Here is an 18,218-nt window from a genome sequence, read left to right on the forward strand (position 1 = left end):
TCATGCAAAATCAAAAGGGAACGCTACCGCTGTGGGAGCCGTGTTATACGGATCTGCATATCCACATCGGACGCACGTCCCGTGGTGAGGCAGTTAAAATCAGCGGTAGCCGCGACTTAACGTTTGAAAATATTGCCCGTGAGGCATCCACCCGTAAAGGAATTCATATGCTCGGGGTTATCGATTGCCATTCACCAGTTGTGCAGAGGGATATTGAGGAGCTGCTGGATAACGGTACGATGTCTGAGATTGATGGCGGTGGTATTGCGTATCGGGATACGACCATTCTGCTGGGGACCGAAATTGAGTTGCGTGAGCCCGAGATGCGTGAGTTCCATATGCTGGCCTACTTCCGGGATCTGGATACAATGAAGTCTTTTACAACCTGGATGACACGTTATATGAAAAATGTAAATCTCAGCTCCCAGCGAGTATACGTACCTGCTCTTGAGATGCAAGCGGAGATCAAGGCACGCGGCGGGTTGATTATACCCGCTCATGTGTTCACACCGCACAAGGGCATTTACGGCAGCACAGCGCCACGTATGGGGGATGTGCTGGACACGAGCCTTGTGGATGCGATTGAGCTAGGGTTAAGCTCGGACTCGTCCATGGCGAGTTACATTCGGGAGTTGGATCAGGTTCCATTTCTGACGAACTCTGATGCTCATTCTCTCGGTAAAATCGGACGGGAATACAATGAGTTGCAGATTGCAACGCCTTCGTTTGATGAATTCCGTATGGCCTTGCGAGGAGAAGAGGGAAGACGTATTGCGGCCAATTATGGCTTGAATCCAAGACTGGGTAAATATCACCGGACGTATTGTTCAGCTTGCGGTAGCGTTATGGACGAAAAGAATTTCTCTGCGGAGCGTTGCCCGCTTTGTGGCAGTCAGAAACTGGTTCAGGGGGTGCTGGATCGTATTCTGGCTATTGCAGATCGAGAGCAACCGGAGCTTCCTACAGACCGGCCACCCTATTATTATCAGGTTCCACTGGAGTTCATTCCGGGTCTTGGGAAAGCCAAACTACGTCAACTCTTGGATCGTTTTGGCACAGAGATGGCTGTACTGCACCGTACAGATGAAGCTCAACTGGCCGAAGTGGTTGGTTCGGTACTCGCCGAACTGATCGTAGCGGCTCGCAAGGGTGAACTGACGTTAGCCTCTGGCGGTGGAGGCACTTACGGCAAGGTTGCGGCGAAAGAGCAGAAATAGAGTAAAGCGAGCAAGACAAGCAAGGTTTAACAATTCGGACAAGAAGTCATACGGACGAGTCCCGGTTCATAAGCTGAATTATAAGGATGATCAAGTAGGCTAAAGCTTGAAGTATCTTCTTCAGCAGCATAACCGGAAAGGGGACTCGTACCCGTATGCGTTCTTCCTATTTTACGTTCAAAGGACAAACTTCGTTATATGTATTCGTGGCTGTCTTGTTTCTGGTCGGTGTTATCTTTGGCGCATTGATGGTCAACGCCCTGTCTCTTGAACAGCGGCAGGATCTCGAAGCATATTTAGGCAATTTCTTCATGACGGTGCAACATAGCTCACAAGGTACAGAAAGCACGTCCTATTGGGATATTGCCGTGCTTCATCTGAAATGGGTCGGATTAATTTTTATTCTTGGCTTGTCCGTTGTAGGTTTACCGGGAATATTGGTGTTGGATTTTCTGAAAGGTGTGCTGATCGGTTTTACTGTGGGTTACCTCGTTGGACAGTATTCATGGAAAGGGTTGCTGTTTGCACTTGTATCCGTAGCGCCGCATAATTTGTTTGTCATACCGATCCTGCTGATCTGCAGTGTGGCGGCGATGACGTTCTCTTTATATATCATACGTAGTCGTGTTTTGATGCATCGCTCAACAGGGCGCCAAAGGCCTTTTGCTTCCTACGTTATCTTGACTGTTGTGATGGCGATGCTGTTGCTTGGAGTGGCTTCTTTTGAAACCTGGGTTACCCCCGCAATGATGCGCTGGGTCACGCCTATGCTGCTTCCTGTCTAGCTTGTACTGCATGTCCTAAAATGTTGACTTTGATATTGAACTCCCCCTATAATGAAAAGAGTGGGTTAAGTTGCAGTGTGCAGTGATTTCCTAGGGGGAGGGAGAAAATGGAAGCACGGATTGATAAAATTAAGCAGCAACTACAGTCCCAAGGTTATAAATTAACGCCCCAGCGGGAAGCCACCGTAAGAGTACTTCTGGAGAATGAAGAAGATCATCTGAGTGCAGAGGATGTATTCATGCTCGTTAAAGAAAAGGCTCCCGAAATCGGTCTGGCAACCGTGTACCGTACCCTCGAACTATTGAGTGAGCTGCATGTTGTAGAGAAAATCAACTTCGGCGACGGTGTAGCGCGTTATGATCTGCGCGGAGATACATCCAAGCATCACCATCATCACTTAATCTGCGTGCAATGCGGAAGTATGGATGAAATACGTGAGGACTGGCTTGGACCGCTTGAAGAACGACTGGAGCGGGAATTTAACTTTTCGACAGTAGATCACCGACTGGACTTTCATGGAATTTGTTATCGTTGCAAAGCTAAAAATGAACAAAAGCCCAAAGATGAAGAATAACATAGTCTATCTTCAAGCTCTCACCGGCGGTTTTGACGGGGGAGCTTTTTTGGTCCCGGACCTCTTGTGAGGTTCGTTCAGGGATGGCATAATACCCGATGGACGGACATACCCTGTTTCAAGGACAATACTGGACTTGAATAGGGGAAGGGGATAGTTTCAATGATTATATCTGTTCGGAGAGGGCTCCGTTTTATACGTTTTATTGTATTTTTTGCTGCGCTGGTGTATCTGTTCTATCACGTACTGGACCTGTTTAACGGCTGGATCTCACCCGTGGATCAGTATCAAATGCCAACCGGCAATGCGGTTAAAGTATTTCAGGAAACGGATTGGCCAGGCATTGGAGAAGCACGTCCTACAATGGCTGAGCGGCTTCGCCTCTTTTATTGGTACGGAGAATAACGCCAGCACGGAGAGTAGCTCTGCCAGCCAGGGATGCAAATACGGAAAACAGCCTGCCGGTTGGCATTGCTGTCAGATGAGGAGTGTTGTACATGCATCAGACCATACACGCCTATGCTTTATACCTGGAAGAAGATAAGGGAATGTCAAGTAGTACGCTGGAATCTTATCTCCGAGATGTGGACAAGTTCGTGGAATTTGTGAGAAGGGAATACGGGATTCGCGAAGCGGGTGAGGTTAGACGAACGCATATTGTCCTGTTTGTTGGCCAACTAAAGAAGGATGGCCGGGCGAATGCGACGATTGCCCGCAGCATCGTATCTTTGCGATCGTATTTTCATTTTCTGATGCGTCGCGGTGAGATTGTACAGGACCCTACGTTTGATGTGGAAGCACCGAAGGCTGACAAGACACCTCCCCAAGTTCTTACCATTGAGGAGATCGAATTGCTGCTTGCCTCTCCTGATGTCAGCTCTCCGCAAGGCGTTCGAGATCGAGCCATGCTGGAGTTGTTATACGCTACGGGCATTCGGGTATCGGAGCTGATTGCGCTTGATGTACGGGACGTACAGCCGGGAATGCGTTTCATTCGTTGCGGCGGGGCGGGGAAAGAACGTATTTTACCGATTGGTGCACCAGCTGCTCACTGGGCGAGCGTATATATGGACGAGTTTCGTGGTCAATTGCTTAAGGCAGGAACGGACGAGCAGGCACTGTTTGTAAACGTATCAGGCAGGCGTTTGACCCGACAGGGATTCTGGAAGCTGTTAAAAAAGTCCGCTGTGGATGCGGGCATCCCGGGTGAAATTACACCGCATACACTGCGCCATTCATTTGCGGCTCACCTTATTGCAAATGGAGCTGACACTCGTGCGGTGCAGGACATGCTTGGTCATGTCGAACAGCCTGGGCAGCAATACAGTCAGCATGGACGCAAGACGATGAAAGAAATTTATGAGACCCATCATCCACGTGCAAAATAAGCGTGGACTATGGTTTCGGGTCATGCATAGCTGAATACTGTATCGTTTTAAGTTGAAATTATGATGAAATCAACCAATGCCGTTATACATACGCGGGGTATATGTTCGAAGCCTGATTTCATACGGCAACGCAGGCGTAGGCATGACAACCCTGCTTAATCATAAACGGATTGTTACTACACAAGGAGGAACAACATTTTATGACAACACTAAACCAACAGATGATTACAGAGGCAGCAGCGTATATTCAAAGCAAAAGYTCCATTAAGCCTGAAGTCGGTCTAATTCTCGGCTCAGGACTGGGCGTTCTGGCTGAACTGATTGAGGCTGGCGTTAGCATCGCGTATCAAGATATTCCTCATTTTCCGGTGTCCACTGTTGAAGGACATGAAGGTGAACTACTGCTTGGCACGATTCAAGGTCGTCCGGTTGTGATGATGAAAGGTCGCTTTCATATGTATGAAGGATACGGCCCGGAATTGACGGCATTCCCGGTACGTGTCATGAAAGCACTGGGCGTAAGCAGTCTGTTAGTAACGAACGCTGCTGGCGGCGTAAATACATCTTATCAAGCAGGCGACTTGATGCTCATCTCCGATCATTTGAATATGACGGGAAAAAACCCGTTAATTGGACCAAATGATGCTGCACTTGGCGTGCGCTTCCCCGACTTGTCCGAAGCCTACAGTCGTCGTTTACGCGCACTTGCCAAGGATACGGCAGCATCTCAAGGTTTTAATGTACAAGAGGGGGTATATGCGGGTCTGCTTGGACCAAACTATGAAACTCCGGCAGAAATTCGAATGCTTCGTACCCTTGGTGCGGACGCAGTAGGCATGTCTACCGTTTCCGAAGTAATCGTAGCTCGCCATGCGGGCATTGAAGTGCTCGGCATTTCTTGTATCAGCAACATGGCTGCTGGCATACTGGATCAGCCTTTGTCTCATGATGAGGTTATGGAAACGACGGAACGTGTACGCGAAGCTTTCCTTGCCCTAGTGCTGGCGATTATTCCTCAGATGTAAAGAGGCATTGATGAATGAGCTGACCAGATCTTTAGTTTGACAAAAATGGAATAGGGAACAAATCATTGGAGGATGTTTACTCCATAGATTTGTTCCCTTATTTGATAATATGACATATGAGATGAGGAGTATCTTTAAATATTTAGTATGTTGACTAACATTTAATTACATTGAAAGTAATGATTTAATGCTTGGCTCGATTTCAAATGGCTCAGTCGTTGTCTCAAATCTTCCTCGTACCTGACCGCTCTGATCGATCAAAAATTTGGTGAAGTTCCACTTAATCCCGTCACCCTGGTAAATATCGGGGAATTTTTCTTTTAGAAAATGGTCCATCCATTCTCCGCTAGCCGTTTCAGTGTCAAAGCCTAGAAATGGTGTTTGCTCGGTTAAAAACTGAAAGATAGGATGAGCATGCAGTCCCCTGACATCAATTTTTTCAAATAACGGGAACGTTAACTCCAATTGATTTTCACAATGAGCTTTCACTTCCGAATTGTCCCCTGGTTCCTTCTCATTAAACTGATTACACGGAAACGCAAGAATTTCAAAACCGTAACGTTGGTATTTTTCGTACAGCTGTTGTAGAGTCGCAAATTGACGAGAGTAACTACACTTACTAGCCGTATTAACAAGAAGAAGTACTTTTCCTTGGTAAATGCTTAAATCAGCTGGCCTGCCATCAATGAAATGGATTTCCATATCATAAAAAGACATCTAAATCATCCTCCTGAATATTCAAATTGTGACATATATATTATAAGTCGACTTTACTTATTGGAGAAATATATATAAACGATTATATACATAGGTAAATCCTATAAGGGTTGTAACCATGCGCTGTATACGTTTCAGTTTAGATAAATACGTACAAACAGCACATCTGTTTTTTGCTTGGATAAAAAAAGTTAGGGAAAACCTGCTGAGAATGGAATAATTTACTTTAAACCCGCCGACAATGGATAGCAGTACATGCGAGGACTAACTACCGAGCTATTCATTTGAGGAGGGAATTTAGTGAAGAAAAGAATAATGGCATCGTTCATGACCATTTGTATTCTGCTGCCCTTAATGGCCTCACCGGCTTTGGCTGAGGAAACACCTAAAGCTGCTGGAGGAACAGATTTGGCTCCATCTGCACGTTCGGCGATATTGATGGATGCAGATACGGGAACCGTAATTTATGAGAAAAACAGCCATGATCAACTTCCCCCGGCGAGCATTACAAAAATTATGACGATGCTGCTTACGATGGAAGCGATTAGTTCAGGAAAACTGAAGTTAACGGATCAGGTAAGAACGAGTGAGTATGCGGCGTCTATGGGCGGTTCACAGATCTTTCTGGAGCCTGGTGAAGAGATGTCCGTAGATGACATGTTAAAGGGCATTGCCATGGCTTCTGGCAATGATGCATCTGTTGCCATGGCCGAGAAGCTTGGTGGCTCGGAAGAAGCTTTTGTGCAGATGATGAATGAACGTGCGCAGGAGCTGGGAATGAAGGATACACGGTTTGCTAACGCGAATGGACTGCCCGTGGCTAACCATTATTCCTCTGCGCATGACATCGCGGTGATGAGCCGTGAATTACTGAAATATCAAGGTATTACTAAGTACACGGGTGCTTACCAGGATTACCTGCGTAAAGACTCCGAGAAGCCGTTCTGGCTCGTAAATACGAACAAGCTGGTGCGTTTTTATCAGGGAGCAGATGGACTTAAAACGGGGTACACGTCCGAAGCAAAATTCTGTCTGTCGGCTACGGCGTCCAAAGATGGGCTACGTGTCGTTGCAGTTGTGCTTGGTGAGCCGAATACGAAAACCAGGAATAGCGAAGTGTCCTCGATGTTTGATTATGCTTTTGGTCAATACACGATGAAGGCACTATATAAAGCGGGTGATCTGCTGGGGAGTCTGAAGATTGAAAAAGGTGATGTTGCCGAGCTTCCGCTCAATGCTGCTCAGAACTACAGTGTTCTGATGCGCAAAGGAGCCAAGTCAACGGATATCCGGCATGAACTGATTGTAGTCAAACAATTGAAAGCTCCGGTCAAAGCGGGACAAAGTGTAGGCAAGCTCGTTGTCTATCAAGGAAACGAAGTGATTAAGGAATTCGACATTCAGGCTCCGCAGGACGTAGGTAAAGCAGGCTGGTGGAAGCTGTTCAAGCGAACGACCTCCAATTTGTTTGATTAAGCGGCAGGATGCGCCTTTCTCCTGATGAATGGAACAATTTTTGTAGTTAAATAGGAGTTTTCTTCTAGTTTTGTCGGGGGGCAGGAAAAGCTTTTGGCAACGTAGAAATCCTTGTTCAAGACAGGGAGGAGAGTGGGCAAACGTGAACTTAAATGTGGACATGGAGCATCACCGCGGGATTTTGATTGTGCGATTATCCGGGGAACTGGATCATCATACAGCTGACATGGTACGAATGCAGATGGATGAAGCAATACAGCGCAGACAATGCGAACATCTGGTACTGAGTTTGAAAGACCTGCAGTTTATGGACAGTTCAGGACTAGGTGTTATTTTGGGAAGATACAAGTTGATCAAAAATAAAGGCGGCAAAATGGTCGTTTGCGATGTGAATCCACCGGTATACCGTTTGTTGGAAATGTCGGGATTGTTCAAGATCATGCCGATATACGAAAATGAGGGAACTGCTCTCTCAGGTCTGGAGGTCGTCTCATGAATGAAGGAACAGGGACAAATTTCATGAATCTGCAATTTGCGGCCAAGTCGGAGAATGAATCGTTTGCACGGGTGACCGTTGCGGCGTTTATCTCACAGCTTGATCCAACGATGGACGAGCTCAGTGATCTGAAAACGGTCGTCTCTGAAGCGGTGACCAACAGCATCATTCACGGATACAATAACAATCCGGAAGGTGTCGTGACCATTCAGGCTGAGATTCGTGACGATATGATCATGATTATTGTAGAGGATCGCGGTGAAGGCATCGAAGATCTTGATCTGGCCAAACAGCCGCTGTATACGTCCAAACCCGAGCTTGAGCGGTCGGGCATGGGCTTTACGATCATGGAAAATTTTATGGATGAATTCGAAGTCAGCAGTGAGCCCGGCAGAGGCACCTCCATCAAGATGAAAAAAAGGATTGAATCCAAGAAAGCTTTGTATAATTAGGGGTTGGTGTTCTTATGGATGCTGAAGTGAAACCATCTTCACAGACCTATTTGGACGATGCCGAGGTCAAACGGCTGATTGCGCTCAGTCAGTCGGGTGACCATGAATCACGGGATACGCTGGTGAACTGCAACATCAGACTCGTCTGGTCCGTCGTGCAGCGTTTTATGAACAGGGGATATGAACCGGAGGATCTGTTCCAGATTGGTTGTATCGGCCTGCTCAAGTCAGTGGACAAGTTCGATCTCAGTTACGACGTAAAGTTCTCGACGTATGCGGTACCGATGATTATTGGTGAGATTCAGCGTTTTCTGCGGGATGACGGGACCTTGAAGGTCAGTCGTTCGCTGAAAGAAATGGCCAATAAAGTTCGCAAGAAGAGGGACGAGCTGTCCAAACATCTGGATCGACTGCCCACAATTAAGGAAGTTGCTGCTGAACTTGGGGTTACCCCAGAGGAAGTGGTATTCGCCCAGGAGGCTAACAAACCGCCAACCTCCATTCATGAGACGGTATTCGAGAATGATGGTGATCCAATTACACTGATGGATCAGATCGCGGATGAGTCTCAGGAGAAGTGGTTTGACAAGCTGGCGCTGAATGAAGCAATCGGCGGCTTGAGTGAACGGGAGCGGCTTATCGTGTACCTTCGGTATTACAGGGATCAGACTCAATCCGAAGTGGCAAGCAGGCTCGGAATATCCCAAGTGCAGGTATCACGTTTGGAGAAAAAAATACTGCAATCTATTCGCGATCAAATCGCGCAGTGATTCAGGGCTGACTCTATCCACCGGTTTGGGTGCAGTTTCATCATAATACGACAACTAACAACCTCAATTCGCGTAATTTAGCGATGAGGTTATTTGTCGTTTTAATATTTTTTTGGTGAAATTCACTTCAGATTTTTGGTGAGTAAGATTTCCAAAGGCTCGTCCTCAAGAATCAAACACCCTGAATCTCGATAGCCTAATTTCCTATAAAAATGCTGAGCTCCTTCATTTGCTAATGTAGACGTCATGACAAAAGGAAAACCTTGCTTCTTCATTTCATTTTCCCAAAAAAGAACCGCTCTCGTACCTATTCCTTCATTTCGATGTACATCTTCAATCCAGAGCATATTCATAAAAGGTGTGTTGTCCCAAAAAAAGTTGTACCGAATCCATCCGATATTGTTCTGCTCTTCATCCTGTATGATAAAGATCTCATCAGCCAAAATTTTCGGCAGGATCAGGTTCTCTAAAATATGGTGGTCCTGCTCTTTAATATATTCGTAGTGTGATTGATCTGCCGTAATGATCTTCATGATGATGACTCCTTCGTTTTTAAATTCTAAAATTCTGAAAGAAATTCAGTTGTTTAATGTTTAATTTCAAACTTTAAAGTATTGATAGATGAGCGTTAGACTGTCATCTTTCTCCTCTTTTTCATCTTGCAGACGTATAAAGTACGGTGTTAATCCTTCCTTTTCAAAGAACCAATCCAGGATATCAAATTCGAATAGACCATTCTGGGGATTCATCTCTATGTCTTGAATAAATTCGGACAAATCATGAAGGAACAAAGTCATTAGATTTTTGAGAATATGTTTATCTTGTTAGTCAGCTTTTGTAATTAGAATCACAAGCAGCTTCTCCTATAAAGTTATTTCTTCAAGGTTAGCAAAGGCGTATCTTAAAAAATATATAAAAGATAATTAGAAAAGTTTATTGCACACCAAAAATCACACCATACAAAATATGATGTGATTTTATATACCTTACTTTTTTGAATAAATAATTTTTTTGATACTATCGCTGGAAAGACAATACTCTTCAGAGAGTGCAGCAATCGTTAATCCATCGAAATATTGTTGACGTATTGTCTCGTTTCTTTGGCTTAAATATGTGCGACTTCCCGAATTTTCTCCCCACTTCTTTCTGTGGCCTTTAGGTATTGGAATGTAAACCATACTGCCTTGAATATATTTCTGTATTTCTATTAATAATTCTTCTGGTAAAATGACATCGGCGTTTACATATTTCATGATCGCTCTGCTCCTTAAAATATAAAATTCAAGGTTGCAAAGCCTATCCTATAAACAATTACCGAATTCGATATTAAGACGGTTATTACCCCAGCTCCATACAAACAACCGCCGTTGTTTATAGATCAAGACTTTGCATGGAGCATGCGGGACGCTTACTCATCATTTCAGACCTCACTTTCAAAAACCGTTTTAAATAACTTTCTAGAATAATCGGCGGTTTCCTGCTCGCCGCCCGAGAGTTTCTTCCATTTCTTTTGGAATGAGAGGGAGGCAAGCCAGCGGAGGGATGGAATCGGTAAAAGGAGCGAAGCGAGCGCGTTTATCACGGGATTTCCTCCTTGAAAAGGAGAGAACGAGAAATCCGGGGATAACCAGCGCCCGATACCGATCCATCCCGTAGCGTCCAGCGTCCCCGCCTTCCATGTCTTTTCCTTCATCCCAACGTGCCTAGTGCCCACATGTTTTTCCCTTCGTCGCGCCGACTTTCAGTCCTTCCCCCTGCTCGCCGCCCGCAAGTTTCTTCCATTTCTTTTGGAATAAGAGGGAGGCAAGCCAGCGGAGGGATGGAATCGGTAAAAGGAGCGAAGCGAGCGCGTTTATCACGGGATTTCCTCCTTGAAAAGGAGAGAAAGAGAAATCCGGGGATAACCAGCGCCCGATACCGATCCATCCCGTAGCGTCCAGTGCCCCCTCGACACTCTTTTCCAATTTAAATGTAATAAATTTGCACATTCTTCAAATACTAACCTAAATTACGCAGTAAAGGAGTGCTTTGGATGTCCCAGACACCCACTCCAACGGTCTACGTCCGCATGCGCAGCCGAATTCGCATTCAGAGAGGGCGAGCGGTCAAACTGAGGGACATTGCCCATGTACTGGCCTCATCCGAGGATCAGGAGGATAGGCTACTGGAGATGGAACTGCTACGGCCCGGACCGGAGGACGGTAACCTGATCCTTATTGACATTTTGCAGATTATTCCCCGGATTCGGCAGCTTTTGCCGGATGTAAATGTGGAGCTGATGGGGTCCGGGCATACCTTAGTTGAAGTAATGGCAGGCAAGGGGCAGGCTTCGAAGTCCTTATTTATTCTGGTATGGTTGCTACTGTTCTTCGGCTCCGCGCTGACCATTATGAATTTTCACGCAGACGTGAATATGCAGGAAGTACAGATTCGCATTGTAGAGATGCTGACAGGACACCGGGATGAGCATCCGTACTTATTTCAGCTCGCCTATTCCCTTGGGATCGGCTTCGGCATGGCGGTATTTTTCAACCATTTATTTAAGAAAAAGTGGAATGAAGAGCCAACACCGCTCGAAGTAGAAATGTTCCTTTACCAGCAAAATGTAGACCAGTTTGTCGTCATTGAAGAGTCGGAACGTATGCACGAGCAGAATCAACGGGAGATGAATGACGATGAGCGTGCTTAACGGAGCCATCAGTATTGTGCTTGGCATTGCCGGAGGAATCGCTGTGGGGAGTGGTGTTATTGCGCTTATCCTTGTGCTCGACATGATTCCCAGACTGGCTCAAGTGACGCAGTCCTATGACAAAACGCATTGGTACGAGGGTGCTCTCATCGGGGGTTCGCTGCTGGGTACGGTAGCCGATTTCTGGCATTGGAAAATGCATGGCGTCATGTTGCTTAGCCCGATTGTCGGACTGTTCTGCGGAATTTTTGTTGGTCTGCTGGCTGCTGCCCTGACGGAAGTATTGAATGTACTGCCCGTTTTAGCCAAAAGGCTGGGCATGAGATCGTACTTGTTTGGACTGCTGCTCGCGATGATTCTGGGGAAAATGACAGGTTCATTGTTTGACTTTTTTATATACCAACGGTAAAGCAGCATGATAGGTTAAAGGAGGATGGACATGGACGAACATACAGATCAAACGGGTCATGAACAAGGTGATGGTATGACGGAAGACATGTTGCACAAGTCTGCTTACGAGGTTCAGCAGGAAGAAGAAAAGAAGGCGTACCAGAAAAAAAAGCAAAACGAGATGTCCGACAGCATTGAAGAATCAGTTCAGTATTGGCAACATAACGATAACATCTCCCCGCGCATGAGTGATAACAAAAACACGTTAAAACAAGTGCTTGGTCTTGGCGAGTCGTTTGATGTAGATATGAGGGAAATGGTACTTGGCGGCAAACATGTAGGATTACTGTTACTCACGGGTTTTGCCAAAGATGAGATTTTGCTCGAAGTATTGAAAAGATTAACCTATCTGACGCCGGATCAAGTATCGGAGCATGCACTCAAGTCCTATTTCGAATGTTATATTCCTCATATACAGGTAGAACGAGTGGAGAAGATGAGTGCTGTCATTAGCAAGGTGCTTATGGGCATGAGTGCTATGTTTGTCGAGGGAGACCGCTCAGTTCTCATTATGGACACCCGGAGTTATCCGGTTCGATCCCCCGAAGAGCCTTCTCTTGAACGCGTGGTTCGTGGTTCACGGGATGGTTTTACCGAAACACTGCTGACTAATGTAGCGCTGGTGCGCCGCAGAATACGGGACCCCGGACTAAAGTTTGAACTCATGCAGGTAGGACGGAGAACCCAAACGGATGTATGTGTGGTTTATATTGACGATATAGTGGATAAGGTGCAGGTGGATTCGGTAAAGGAAAAAATACAACGAATCGATATCGACGGTATTCCGGCTGCCGATAAACAGCTGGAGGAAGCGATCATCAACAAAGGATGGAATCCATTTCCCCTTGTTCGTTATTCGGAACGTCCTGACGTCACAGCATCCCATTTGCTGGAAGGGCGAGTCGTTATTTTTGTAGATACATCCCCCAGCGTGATGATCTTGCCAACGACCTTTTTTGATTTGTGCGAGCATGCAGAAGAGAACAGGCAAACGGCCCTCATGGGGACCTATCTGCGCTGGGTACGATTTGCAGGTATCCTGATCTCGTTATTTTTGTTGCCACTGTGGATGCTTATGGTCATCGAGCCTTCGCTAAAACCCGTTGGTTTGGATTTCATTGGCCCACAGGAAAGCGTGAAACTGCCGATTATTATTCAGTTTCTGCTCATCGAGCTGGGCGTAGACTTATTACGGATGGCGGCGGTCCATACTCCTACACCACTGGCTTCCGCCATGGGTTTGATTGCAGCTATATTAGTCGGAGATATCGCGGTGAAAACGGGGTATTTTGTCAATGAGGTTGTGCTCTACATGGCTATTGCGGCAATCGGAATGTTTGCTACACCAAGTTACGAGTTAGGACTGGCGAACAGATTGGTCAGATTATTGCTACTGGTTGCAGTTGCGATATTCAAGGTGCCGGGTCTGGTCGTTGGAACAACGTTGCTGATTGTGGCGTTGACCATTCACCGTTCGTACAACTCGTCGTATCTTTGGCCATTTATACCTTTTAATGCAAAGGCATTTGGCAACTTCTTGTTCAGGGTTCCATTGCTTGTCAGCAAGAAACGTCCATCATTCAACAAAACACGTGACAACACCAAGATGTCCGAGGATCCCGACGGTGAATTGCGAAAAGGTAAAAAACACAAATGATGTGCCGAAAAATCCATTCATCTCCCGGCTTAATTTGATATACTGGTGTAAAATCAATGGAATAGTAACTGTTCCAGTATACAAAAAGTGAGGAATGCAAACGATGTATTTACACGGTACAAGTAGAATAAATGGGCAAGGTCATCTGGAGATTGGTGGAGTAGACGTTACGGATATGAAAGAGCAATTTGGAACACCGCTCTATGTTGTGGACGAGCAATTGGTTCGCGAGCGCTGCAGAGAGTACATGGAAGCATTCCGCGCTTCAGGTTTGGGCTTCCAAGTTGCATATGCGAGTAAAGCATTTTGTGTTATGGCGATGTGTGCTCTTGCAGCAGAGGAAGGTCTTTCTCTGGATGTTGTCTCTGACGGCGAACTGTTCACGGCATTGCAAGCAGGCTTCCCGGCAGAACGCATTCATTTCCACGGCAATAACAAAACGATCGAAGAGATCGAAATGGCGCTTGACGCTGAAATTGGATGCTTCGTGGTTGACAACTTTAACGAGTTGCACCTGCTCCAAGCTGTCGCAGCGGACAAAAACCGTAAAGTAAACATCCTCCTGCGTGTAACGCCTGGTGTTGAGGCGCATACGCATGAATATATTTCGACAGGACAAACGGACTCCAAGTTCGGTTTTGATATCGGCAACGGTACAGCATTTGAAGCGATTGAACTTGCATCCAAGCAATCCAATCTGGTATTGCTTGGTGTACATTCTCACATCGGCTCGCAGATCTTTGAGGTGGAAGGATTCCAGATGGCGGTTCAACGTGTTGCTGAATTTGCGGCAAGTGTATATGAGCGCCTGAATGTGGCATTCAAAGTTGTAAACCTGGGCGGCGGATTCGGAATTCGTTATATTGATGGTGATACGCCGCTTGAAGTGGCTCAGTATGTGAAGGCCATTACCGATGCAGTAAAAAACCATTTTGCACAAATCGGCTACGCAGTGCCTGAAATTTGGGTTGAGCCAGGCCGTAGCATCGTAGGTGAAGCAGGTACAACGCTGTATACAGTTGGAACGAGCAAAGACATTCCAGGCGTGCGTAAATATGTAGCTGTAGACGGTGGTATGACGGATAATCCACGTCCTGCATTGTATGAATCCAAATATGAGGCCGTTCTGGCGAATCGTGCAAACGAAGCGGCAACAGAAACGGTATCTGTAGCGGGTAAATGTTGCGAGAGCGGTGACATGTTGATTTGGGATCTGGATCTGCCAAAAGTGGAAAGCGGTGATCTGCTTGCCGTAGCTTGTACAGGGGCATATAACTATTCCATGGCAAGCAACTACAACCGGATTCGTCGTCCGGCAGTTGTGTTTGTCAAAGACGGTCAAGGCGATGTGGTTGTACGTCGTGAGTCATATCAGGACATTATCCAAAATGACCTCGTGCCAGCACGTATTGGCAAACAGCCAGTTACTCGATAAAAAACAATCCAGCATAACAAAAAGGTGACTGAAATTAGGTCACCTTTTTGTTATGCTATTATTCGGTTGAAAAAATACTTATTGGAGTGATACATATTAAACGTCAAATTTTCAATTCAGTAACTACAGCCAAATTTAAAGGGATTTCTAGCTTAATAGGGATAGCGATTTTCGTCTTATCTTATTACTACAGTAGTAAGACCATTTCAAATTTTAATATCGAGAATTCATACAACTCATTAGATCAAATTATAGTTGTTGTATTTGGCTCGACAGGCTTAATTTTAGGACTTATTTTAATACTTGCACATTTCAACTTTAAAAATATTGCTGTAATATTATGTATGGTTCTTTTTTTAGGAGTATTGATTGGTGTAAGTATTTATAGTGATTTTACAAGGAATATTATTATGGCTTTTTTGGCTGAGTTAATGGTATTTGGTATAGTTGTGATAATTTTTAAGTTCTACTCAACAATAACAACTCTTATAGTGACATCATACATATACCTCTTCATATTATTATTAGTTGTTAAACTTTTCGGTTTAAACTTTCAAGTCAACCCATCTATTTTTCTGTACACTTTAGTAACAGCATTCTTAATCATCTTTCAATTAACAGGAGTTAAATTAAATAAGTTTTTTATAAAAAGAATCATGAATCAAAAAAAAATTTCTGAAGAATATAATTATGATTTACTAAAATCGCACATTAATATAATCTATTTACTGGTTTTTGTTATAATCAATGTTTCTGGACTCATTTATGAACAGAGCACTACTTTCAATTTCTCTAATATTATCAACAATTGTTTTCTAACTATACTTGCATTTAATCAGATCGATTGGAAGAAATTCAAATTATAATTCAACTTAAATAAAAAAATTCGTCATATTTTATCTTATCCTTTTGCGATTCGGTTCTTTTCGGTGTACACTAAGAAAAGTGCTGTAATGCTTGACCTCAAGTTAGGTATTGCTTCACAATTTACTTTGCTCAACATTGAAAGGAGTCATTTACATATGGCGAAACAAGCGAAAATTAAATTGGCAAACGGCGGAGAAGTTTTGATTGACCTGTTCGATCAAGAAGCTCCCAATACAGTAGCAAACTTTGAAAAGCTGGCAAACTCCGGTTTCTACAACGGTCTTGTATTCCACCGTGTTATCCCGGGCTTCGTAGCTCAAGGCGGATGCCCTAGCGGTTCCGGTACAGGCGGACCTGGCTACACAATCAACTGTGAGATCAACCCGAACAAACATGAGCGTGGAACACTTGCGATGGCACATGCTGGTCGCAACACAGGTGGAAGTCAGTTCTACATCTGCTACCAACCACAGCCACACTTGGATGGACAACATACCGTATTTGGTAAAGTAAGCAAAGGTATGGAGTTTGTTGATGCATTCGAAGGCCGTGACAAAATGGAAACTGTTGAAGTTGTAGAAGTTTAATTCAATCTGCAACAGATTAAACACCTTTATGACCCTTGGTACGTTCCTATTACGGAAGTACCGGGGGTTTTGTGCATTTTACTGCCTTTTTGCATGATTGCCTTAGTTCGTCTGGTCAAAAATAAGCTTAAAGGAACTGGCGGGCGAAGTGATCCTGGGTTATTCTGGCTAAGTACAGACTGTTGGAACCGAATACATAAGGTTTGACAGCACAATGGAGAAATTGTACTTAGTTACTTTCATGAATAGTTGAAAGGATGTTGTTAACTTTGGAGGTTGTACAGCAGCTTAAATTACTTCAGCACCTTTATAGTGGAAATACGATTTGGGACAAGGAGTTGCGTGCTTCCAGACACACCATACCTAAGGATGTGACTACTGAGCAGTTGCAGGCTTTAGAGACGGCTGGACATGAACCGAATCGTTTTGTGAGTCCACAGCATGAGGAAACCATCAACGAACTGAGAGCATTGGCTGAGCGTTGGACACTTCAGGACGCCGCTCAGGCTTTTGTGGCTTCGTTATGGTCAGCTCCGATGATTTGGCGTTCACTTCTTACAGGTAAACTAATTGCAACCAGCATACCAGATCATGAATATACACCGTATCCATCCAGTCACAAGTGCCAGATCTGTGGTTTGGACGTGAATGACGGTGTAGATACATCACTTCAATGGTACTGGCGGATGACAAGCGCTACACCGCTGGATGGAGATATCTTCGGACATGTTTTGGCTTTGAAGGAGATGGCCGCTTCGCAGGAGCTTCCTGTCCCGAATGAATATGATCGCTGGACGCTGCGCGCCGTATTGACGGTACTGCGCAATCTGCCGCCCAAAACGCGTTACAGCAAGGCAGCGGATGCTCTGAAAAAAGCACAACTGCTGCCTTCGAAAAAGGTATATGTATACCGTGACCTGCTTGAAACGCTGGCACTGATCGGTATTCTGGACACAACAGAACAGCCAGGAATGATTACGGCTTTCACCTCGTATGCTGAACGCGATAAGAGACCTAATACCCGCGTTGAAGTACAAGCTCCCTTGGCATGGTGGGATTCATCTATAGGAATAAACGAGCACAATCTGTTCCGGATTTTCGATGGCTTCGATTGCAGTGATGTGTCGCTTGAGGACAAAGCTGAACCGAATCCACCAGCTATGGAGACCGTTATTGGTGCATTCGAAAGCAGACGAGGTGTTGGTTCTCAAGCCAAGGTACCGAAAAAATCTCCAGATGCCGGCACAGGTGAGGTGCAGCCAGGAGACGTATATGCGGTGAAAGTACTTAGTGGCGCTTGGGTGACCGTCTACTGTCATGAAGTGAAGGACAAACGTGTTATTGTCGAATATTTGGAAGGTGTGTTCCCTGAAATGCCAGGAAAAGAAGAGCTTATTTTAACCGTACGTCCAAGGTCAGATGAACGCTGGTTATGTTCGGCCATTGGAATCGACTCTACAAGCTGGGTTAGAAGGGTCGCCAGAGATATGCCTACTCCTGCTGCTTCCCAGCCAAAACCGGATCGTGTTCCGTTCCACGCAGCAAAAGATTTAAAGCACATGGCAAGCTGTTGTTTTCCTGACCTCTAGAATTTATTTTTTCTATGGCTGATTAAAATCCGCGTCTTGTGAG

General features: G+C 45.2%; 21 protein-coding genes. 16 read left to right on the forward strand and 5 right to left on the reverse strand.

Features of this window, described 5'->3' with window-relative positions; genetic code table 11:
* Positions 1-2: 2 nt before the first annotated feature.
* From AB4Z30_RS00700 to AB4Z30_RS00725, 6 genes are all read left to right on the forward strand, one after another.
* Positions 3-1,217 carry an endonuclease Q family protein gene (locus tag AB4Z30_RS00700; RefSeq protein ID WP_441922293.1) on the forward strand — a complete coding sequence of 405 codons (1,215 nt, stop codon included), beginning with the start codon at positions 3-5 and terminating at the stop codon, positions 1,215-1,217.
* 155 nt (positions 1,218-1,372) lie between these two features.
* Entirely contained in the window at positions 1,373-2,002 is a 630-nt protein-coding gene (gene spoIIM / locus AB4Z30_RS00705) for a stage II sporulation protein M (RefSeq protein ID WP_441922295.1), read from the forward strand.
* Positions 2,003-2,109: 107 nt separating this feature from the next.
* The gene (gene fur, locus AB4Z30_RS00710; protein ID WP_441922297.1) at positions 2,110-2,577 is read left to right on the forward strand and encodes a ferric iron uptake transcriptional regulator; all 468 of its coding nucleotides are present in this window, start codon (positions 2,110-2,112) and stop codon (positions 2,575-2,577) included.
* A 162-nt stretch (positions 2,578-2,739) separates the two neighbouring features.
* Positions 2,740-2,982, forward strand: coding sequence for a DUF4227 family protein (locus tag AB4Z30_RS00715; protein WP_441922299.1), 243 nt, complete (start codon positions 2,740-2,742; stop codon positions 2,980-2,982).
* 92 nt (positions 2,983-3,074) lie between these two features.
* Entirely contained in the window at positions 3,075-3,965 is an 891-nt protein-coding gene (locus AB4Z30_RS00720) for a tyrosine recombinase (RefSeq protein WP_441922301.1), read from the forward strand.
* 200 nt (positions 3,966-4,165) lie between these two features.
* Positions 4,166-4,990 (forward strand): purine-nucleoside phosphorylase, encoded by an 825-nt coding sequence (locus AB4Z30_RS00725; protein ID WP_441922303.1) that lies wholly within the window; start codon positions 4,166-4,168, stop codon positions 4,988-4,990.
* A 165-nt stretch (positions 4,991-5,155) separates the two neighbouring features.
* On the opposite strand, the gene AB4Z30_RS00730 is transcribed toward AB4Z30_RS00725, so the two are convergent.
* A complete protein-coding gene (locus AB4Z30_RS00730) occupies positions 5,156-5,707 on the reverse strand; it encodes a glutathione peroxidase (RefSeq protein WP_441922305.1) in 552 nt (183 codons plus the stop codon).
* A 300-nt stretch (positions 5,708-6,007) separates the two neighbouring features.
* Here AB4Z30_RS00730 and AB4Z30_RS00735 point away from each other — a divergent pair, with 300 nt between their 5' ends.
* The 4 genes from AB4Z30_RS00735 to sigF all read left to right on the forward strand — a co-directional run bounded on the left by AB4Z30_RS00735 (position 6,008) and on the right by sigF (position 8,901).
* Positions 6,008-7,183, forward strand: coding sequence for a D-alanyl-D-alanine carboxypeptidase family protein (locus AB4Z30_RS00735; protein WP_441922307.1), 1,176 nt, complete (start codon positions 6,008-6,010; stop codon positions 7,181-7,183).
* A 142-nt stretch (positions 7,184-7,325) separates the two neighbouring features.
* Complete coding sequence (gene spoIIAA, locus AB4Z30_RS00740; RefSeq protein WP_342551759.1) at positions 7,326-7,679, forward strand: anti-sigma F factor antagonist; 354 nt, start codon at positions 7,326-7,328, stop codon at positions 7,677-7,679.
* Positions 7,676-8,131 (forward strand): anti-sigma F factor, encoded by a 456-nt coding sequence (gene spoIIAB, locus AB4Z30_RS00745; RefSeq protein WP_441922310.1) that lies wholly within the window; start codon positions 7,676-7,678, stop codon positions 8,129-8,131. The genes spoIIAA and spoIIAB overlap by 4 nt, the downstream gene beginning before the upstream one ends.
* 14 nt (positions 8,132-8,145) lie before the next feature.
* On the forward strand, positions 8,146-8,901 hold the full coding sequence (gene sigF / locus AB4Z30_RS00750; RefSeq protein WP_090922432.1) for an RNA polymerase sporulation sigma factor SigF: 756 nt from the start codon (positions 8,146-8,148) through the stop codon (positions 8,899-8,901).
* Between the two features lie 122 nt (positions 8,902-9,023).
* Here the strand turns inward: sigF and AB4Z30_RS00755 are convergent, their stop codons facing one another.
* The 4 genes from AB4Z30_RS00755 to AB4Z30_RS00770 form a co-directional block, all read right to left on the reverse strand.
* A complete protein-coding gene (locus tag AB4Z30_RS00755) occupies positions 9,024-9,434 on the reverse strand; it encodes a GNAT family N-acetyltransferase (RefSeq protein ID WP_441922312.1) in 411 nt (136 codons plus the stop codon).
* 453 nt (positions 9,435-9,887) lie between these two features.
* Positions 9,888-10,154 carry a CD3324 family protein gene (locus tag AB4Z30_RS00760; protein WP_441922314.1) on the reverse strand — a complete coding sequence of 89 codons (267 nt, stop codon included), beginning with the start codon at positions 10,152-10,154 and terminating at the stop codon, positions 9,888-9,890.
* A 167-nt stretch (positions 10,155-10,321) separates the two neighbouring features.
* Complete coding sequence (locus AB4Z30_RS00765; RefSeq protein ID WP_441922316.1) at positions 10,322-10,615, reverse strand: hypothetical protein; 294 nt, start codon at positions 10,613-10,615, stop codon at positions 10,322-10,324.
* Complete coding sequence (locus tag AB4Z30_RS00770) at positions 10,605-10,889, reverse strand: hypothetical protein (protein ID WP_441922318.1); 285 nt, start codon at positions 10,887-10,889, stop codon at positions 10,605-10,607. The genes AB4Z30_RS00765 and AB4Z30_RS00770 overlap by 11 nt, the downstream gene beginning before the upstream one ends.
* Positions 10,890-10,933: 44 nt before the next feature.
* Here AB4Z30_RS00770 and AB4Z30_RS00775 point away from each other — a divergent pair, with 44 nt between their 5' ends.
* The 6 genes from AB4Z30_RS00775 (at position 10,934) to AB4Z30_RS00800 (ending at position 18,175) form a co-directional block, all read left to right on the forward strand.
* Positions 10,934-11,590 (forward strand): stage V sporulation protein AA, encoded by a 657-nt coding sequence (locus AB4Z30_RS00775; RefSeq protein WP_441922320.1) that lies wholly within the window; start codon positions 10,934-10,936, stop codon positions 11,588-11,590.
* Positions 11,571-11,999, forward strand: a complete 429-nt coding sequence (locus tag AB4Z30_RS00780; protein WP_441922322.1) for a stage V sporulation protein AB — start codon at positions 11,571-11,573, stop codon at positions 11,997-11,999. The genes AB4Z30_RS00775 and AB4Z30_RS00780 overlap by 20 nt, the downstream gene beginning before the upstream one ends.
* A gap of 87 nt (positions 12,000-12,086) precedes the next feature.
* Entirely contained in the window at positions 12,087-13,697 is a 1,611-nt protein-coding gene (locus tag AB4Z30_RS00785) for a spore germination protein (protein ID WP_441922837.1), read from the forward strand.
* 103 nt (positions 13,698-13,800) lie between these two features.
* Positions 13,801-15,132, forward strand: a complete 1,332-nt coding sequence (gene lysA, locus AB4Z30_RS00790) for a diaminopimelate decarboxylase (RefSeq protein ID WP_441922324.1) — start codon at positions 13,801-13,803, stop codon at positions 15,130-15,132.
* A gap of 1,022 nt (positions 15,133-16,154) precedes the next feature.
* A complete protein-coding gene (locus AB4Z30_RS00795) occupies positions 16,155-16,586 on the forward strand; it encodes a peptidylprolyl isomerase (RefSeq protein WP_090922413.1) in 432 nt (143 codons plus the stop codon).
* A 269-nt stretch (positions 16,587-16,855) separates the two neighbouring features.
* Positions 16,856-18,175, forward strand: coding sequence for a hypothetical protein (locus tag AB4Z30_RS00800; RefSeq protein ID WP_441922326.1), 1,320 nt, complete (start codon positions 16,856-16,858; stop codon positions 18,173-18,175).
* The last annotated feature ends 43 nt before the right edge of the window (positions 18,176-18,218 follow it).

The organism is Paenibacillus sp. 2TAF8, from assembly GCF_052114825.1.
GTDB lineage: Bacteria > Bacillota > Bacilli > Paenibacillales > Paenibacillaceae > Paenibacillus.

Coding starts and splice junctions, on each gene's coding strand:
- AB4Z30_RS00755 (WP_441922312.1), bottom strand. CDS start 9,434: ATGAAGATCATTACGGCAGATCAATCACACTACGAATATATTAAAGAG.
- AB4Z30_RS00795 (WP_090922413.1), top strand. CDS start 16,155: ATGGCGAAACAAGCGAAAATTAAATTGGCAAACGGCGGAGAAGTTTTG.
- AB4Z30_RS00700 (WP_441922293.1), top strand. CDS start 3: ATGCAAAATCAAAAGGGAACGCTACCGCTGTGGGAGCCGTGTTATACG.
- AB4Z30_RS00720 (WP_441922301.1), top strand. CDS start 3,075: ATGCATCAGACCATACACGCCTATGCTTTATACCTGGAAGAAGATAAG.
- lysA (WP_441922324.1), top strand. CDS start 13,801: ATGTATTTACACGGTACAAGTAGAATAAATGGGCAAGGTCATCTGGAG.
- AB4Z30_RS00775 (WP_441922320.1), top strand. CDS start 10,934: ATGTCCCAGACACCCACTCCAACGGTCTACGTCCGCATGCGCAGCCGA.
- spoIIM (WP_441922295.1), top strand. CDS start 1,373: ATGCGTTCTTCCTATTTTACGTTCAAAGGACAAACTTCGTTATATGTA.
- fur (WP_441922297.1), top strand. CDS start 2,110: ATGGAAGCACGGATTGATAAAATTAAGCAGCAACTACAGTCCCAAGGT.
- spoIIAB (WP_441922310.1), top strand. CDS start 7,676: ATGAATGAAGGAACAGGGACAAATTTCATGAATCTGCAATTTGCGGCC.
- sigF (WP_090922432.1), top strand. CDS start 8,146: ATGGATGCTGAAGTGAAACCATCTTCACAGACCTATTTGGACGATGCC.
- AB4Z30_RS00730 (WP_441922305.1), bottom strand. CDS start 5,707: ATGTCTTTTTATGATATGGAAATCCATTTCATTGATGGCAGGCCAGCT.
- AB4Z30_RS00770 (WP_441922318.1), bottom strand. CDS start 10,889: ATGTGCAAATTTATTACATTTAAATTGGAAAAGAGTGTCGAGGGGGCA.
- AB4Z30_RS00715 (WP_441922299.1), top strand. CDS start 2,740: ATGATTATATCTGTTCGGAGAGGGCTCCGTTTTATACGTTTTATTGTA.
- AB4Z30_RS00760 (WP_441922314.1), bottom strand. CDS start 10,154: ATGAAATATGTAAACGCCGATGTCATTTTACCAGAAGAATTATTAATA.
- AB4Z30_RS00785 (WP_441922837.1), top strand. CDS start 12,087: ATGTTGCACAAGTCTGCTTACGAGGTTCAGCAGGAAGAAGAAAAGAAG.
- AB4Z30_RS00780 (WP_441922322.1), top strand. CDS start 11,571: ATGACGATGAGCGTGCTTAACGGAGCCATCAGTATTGTGCTTGGCATT.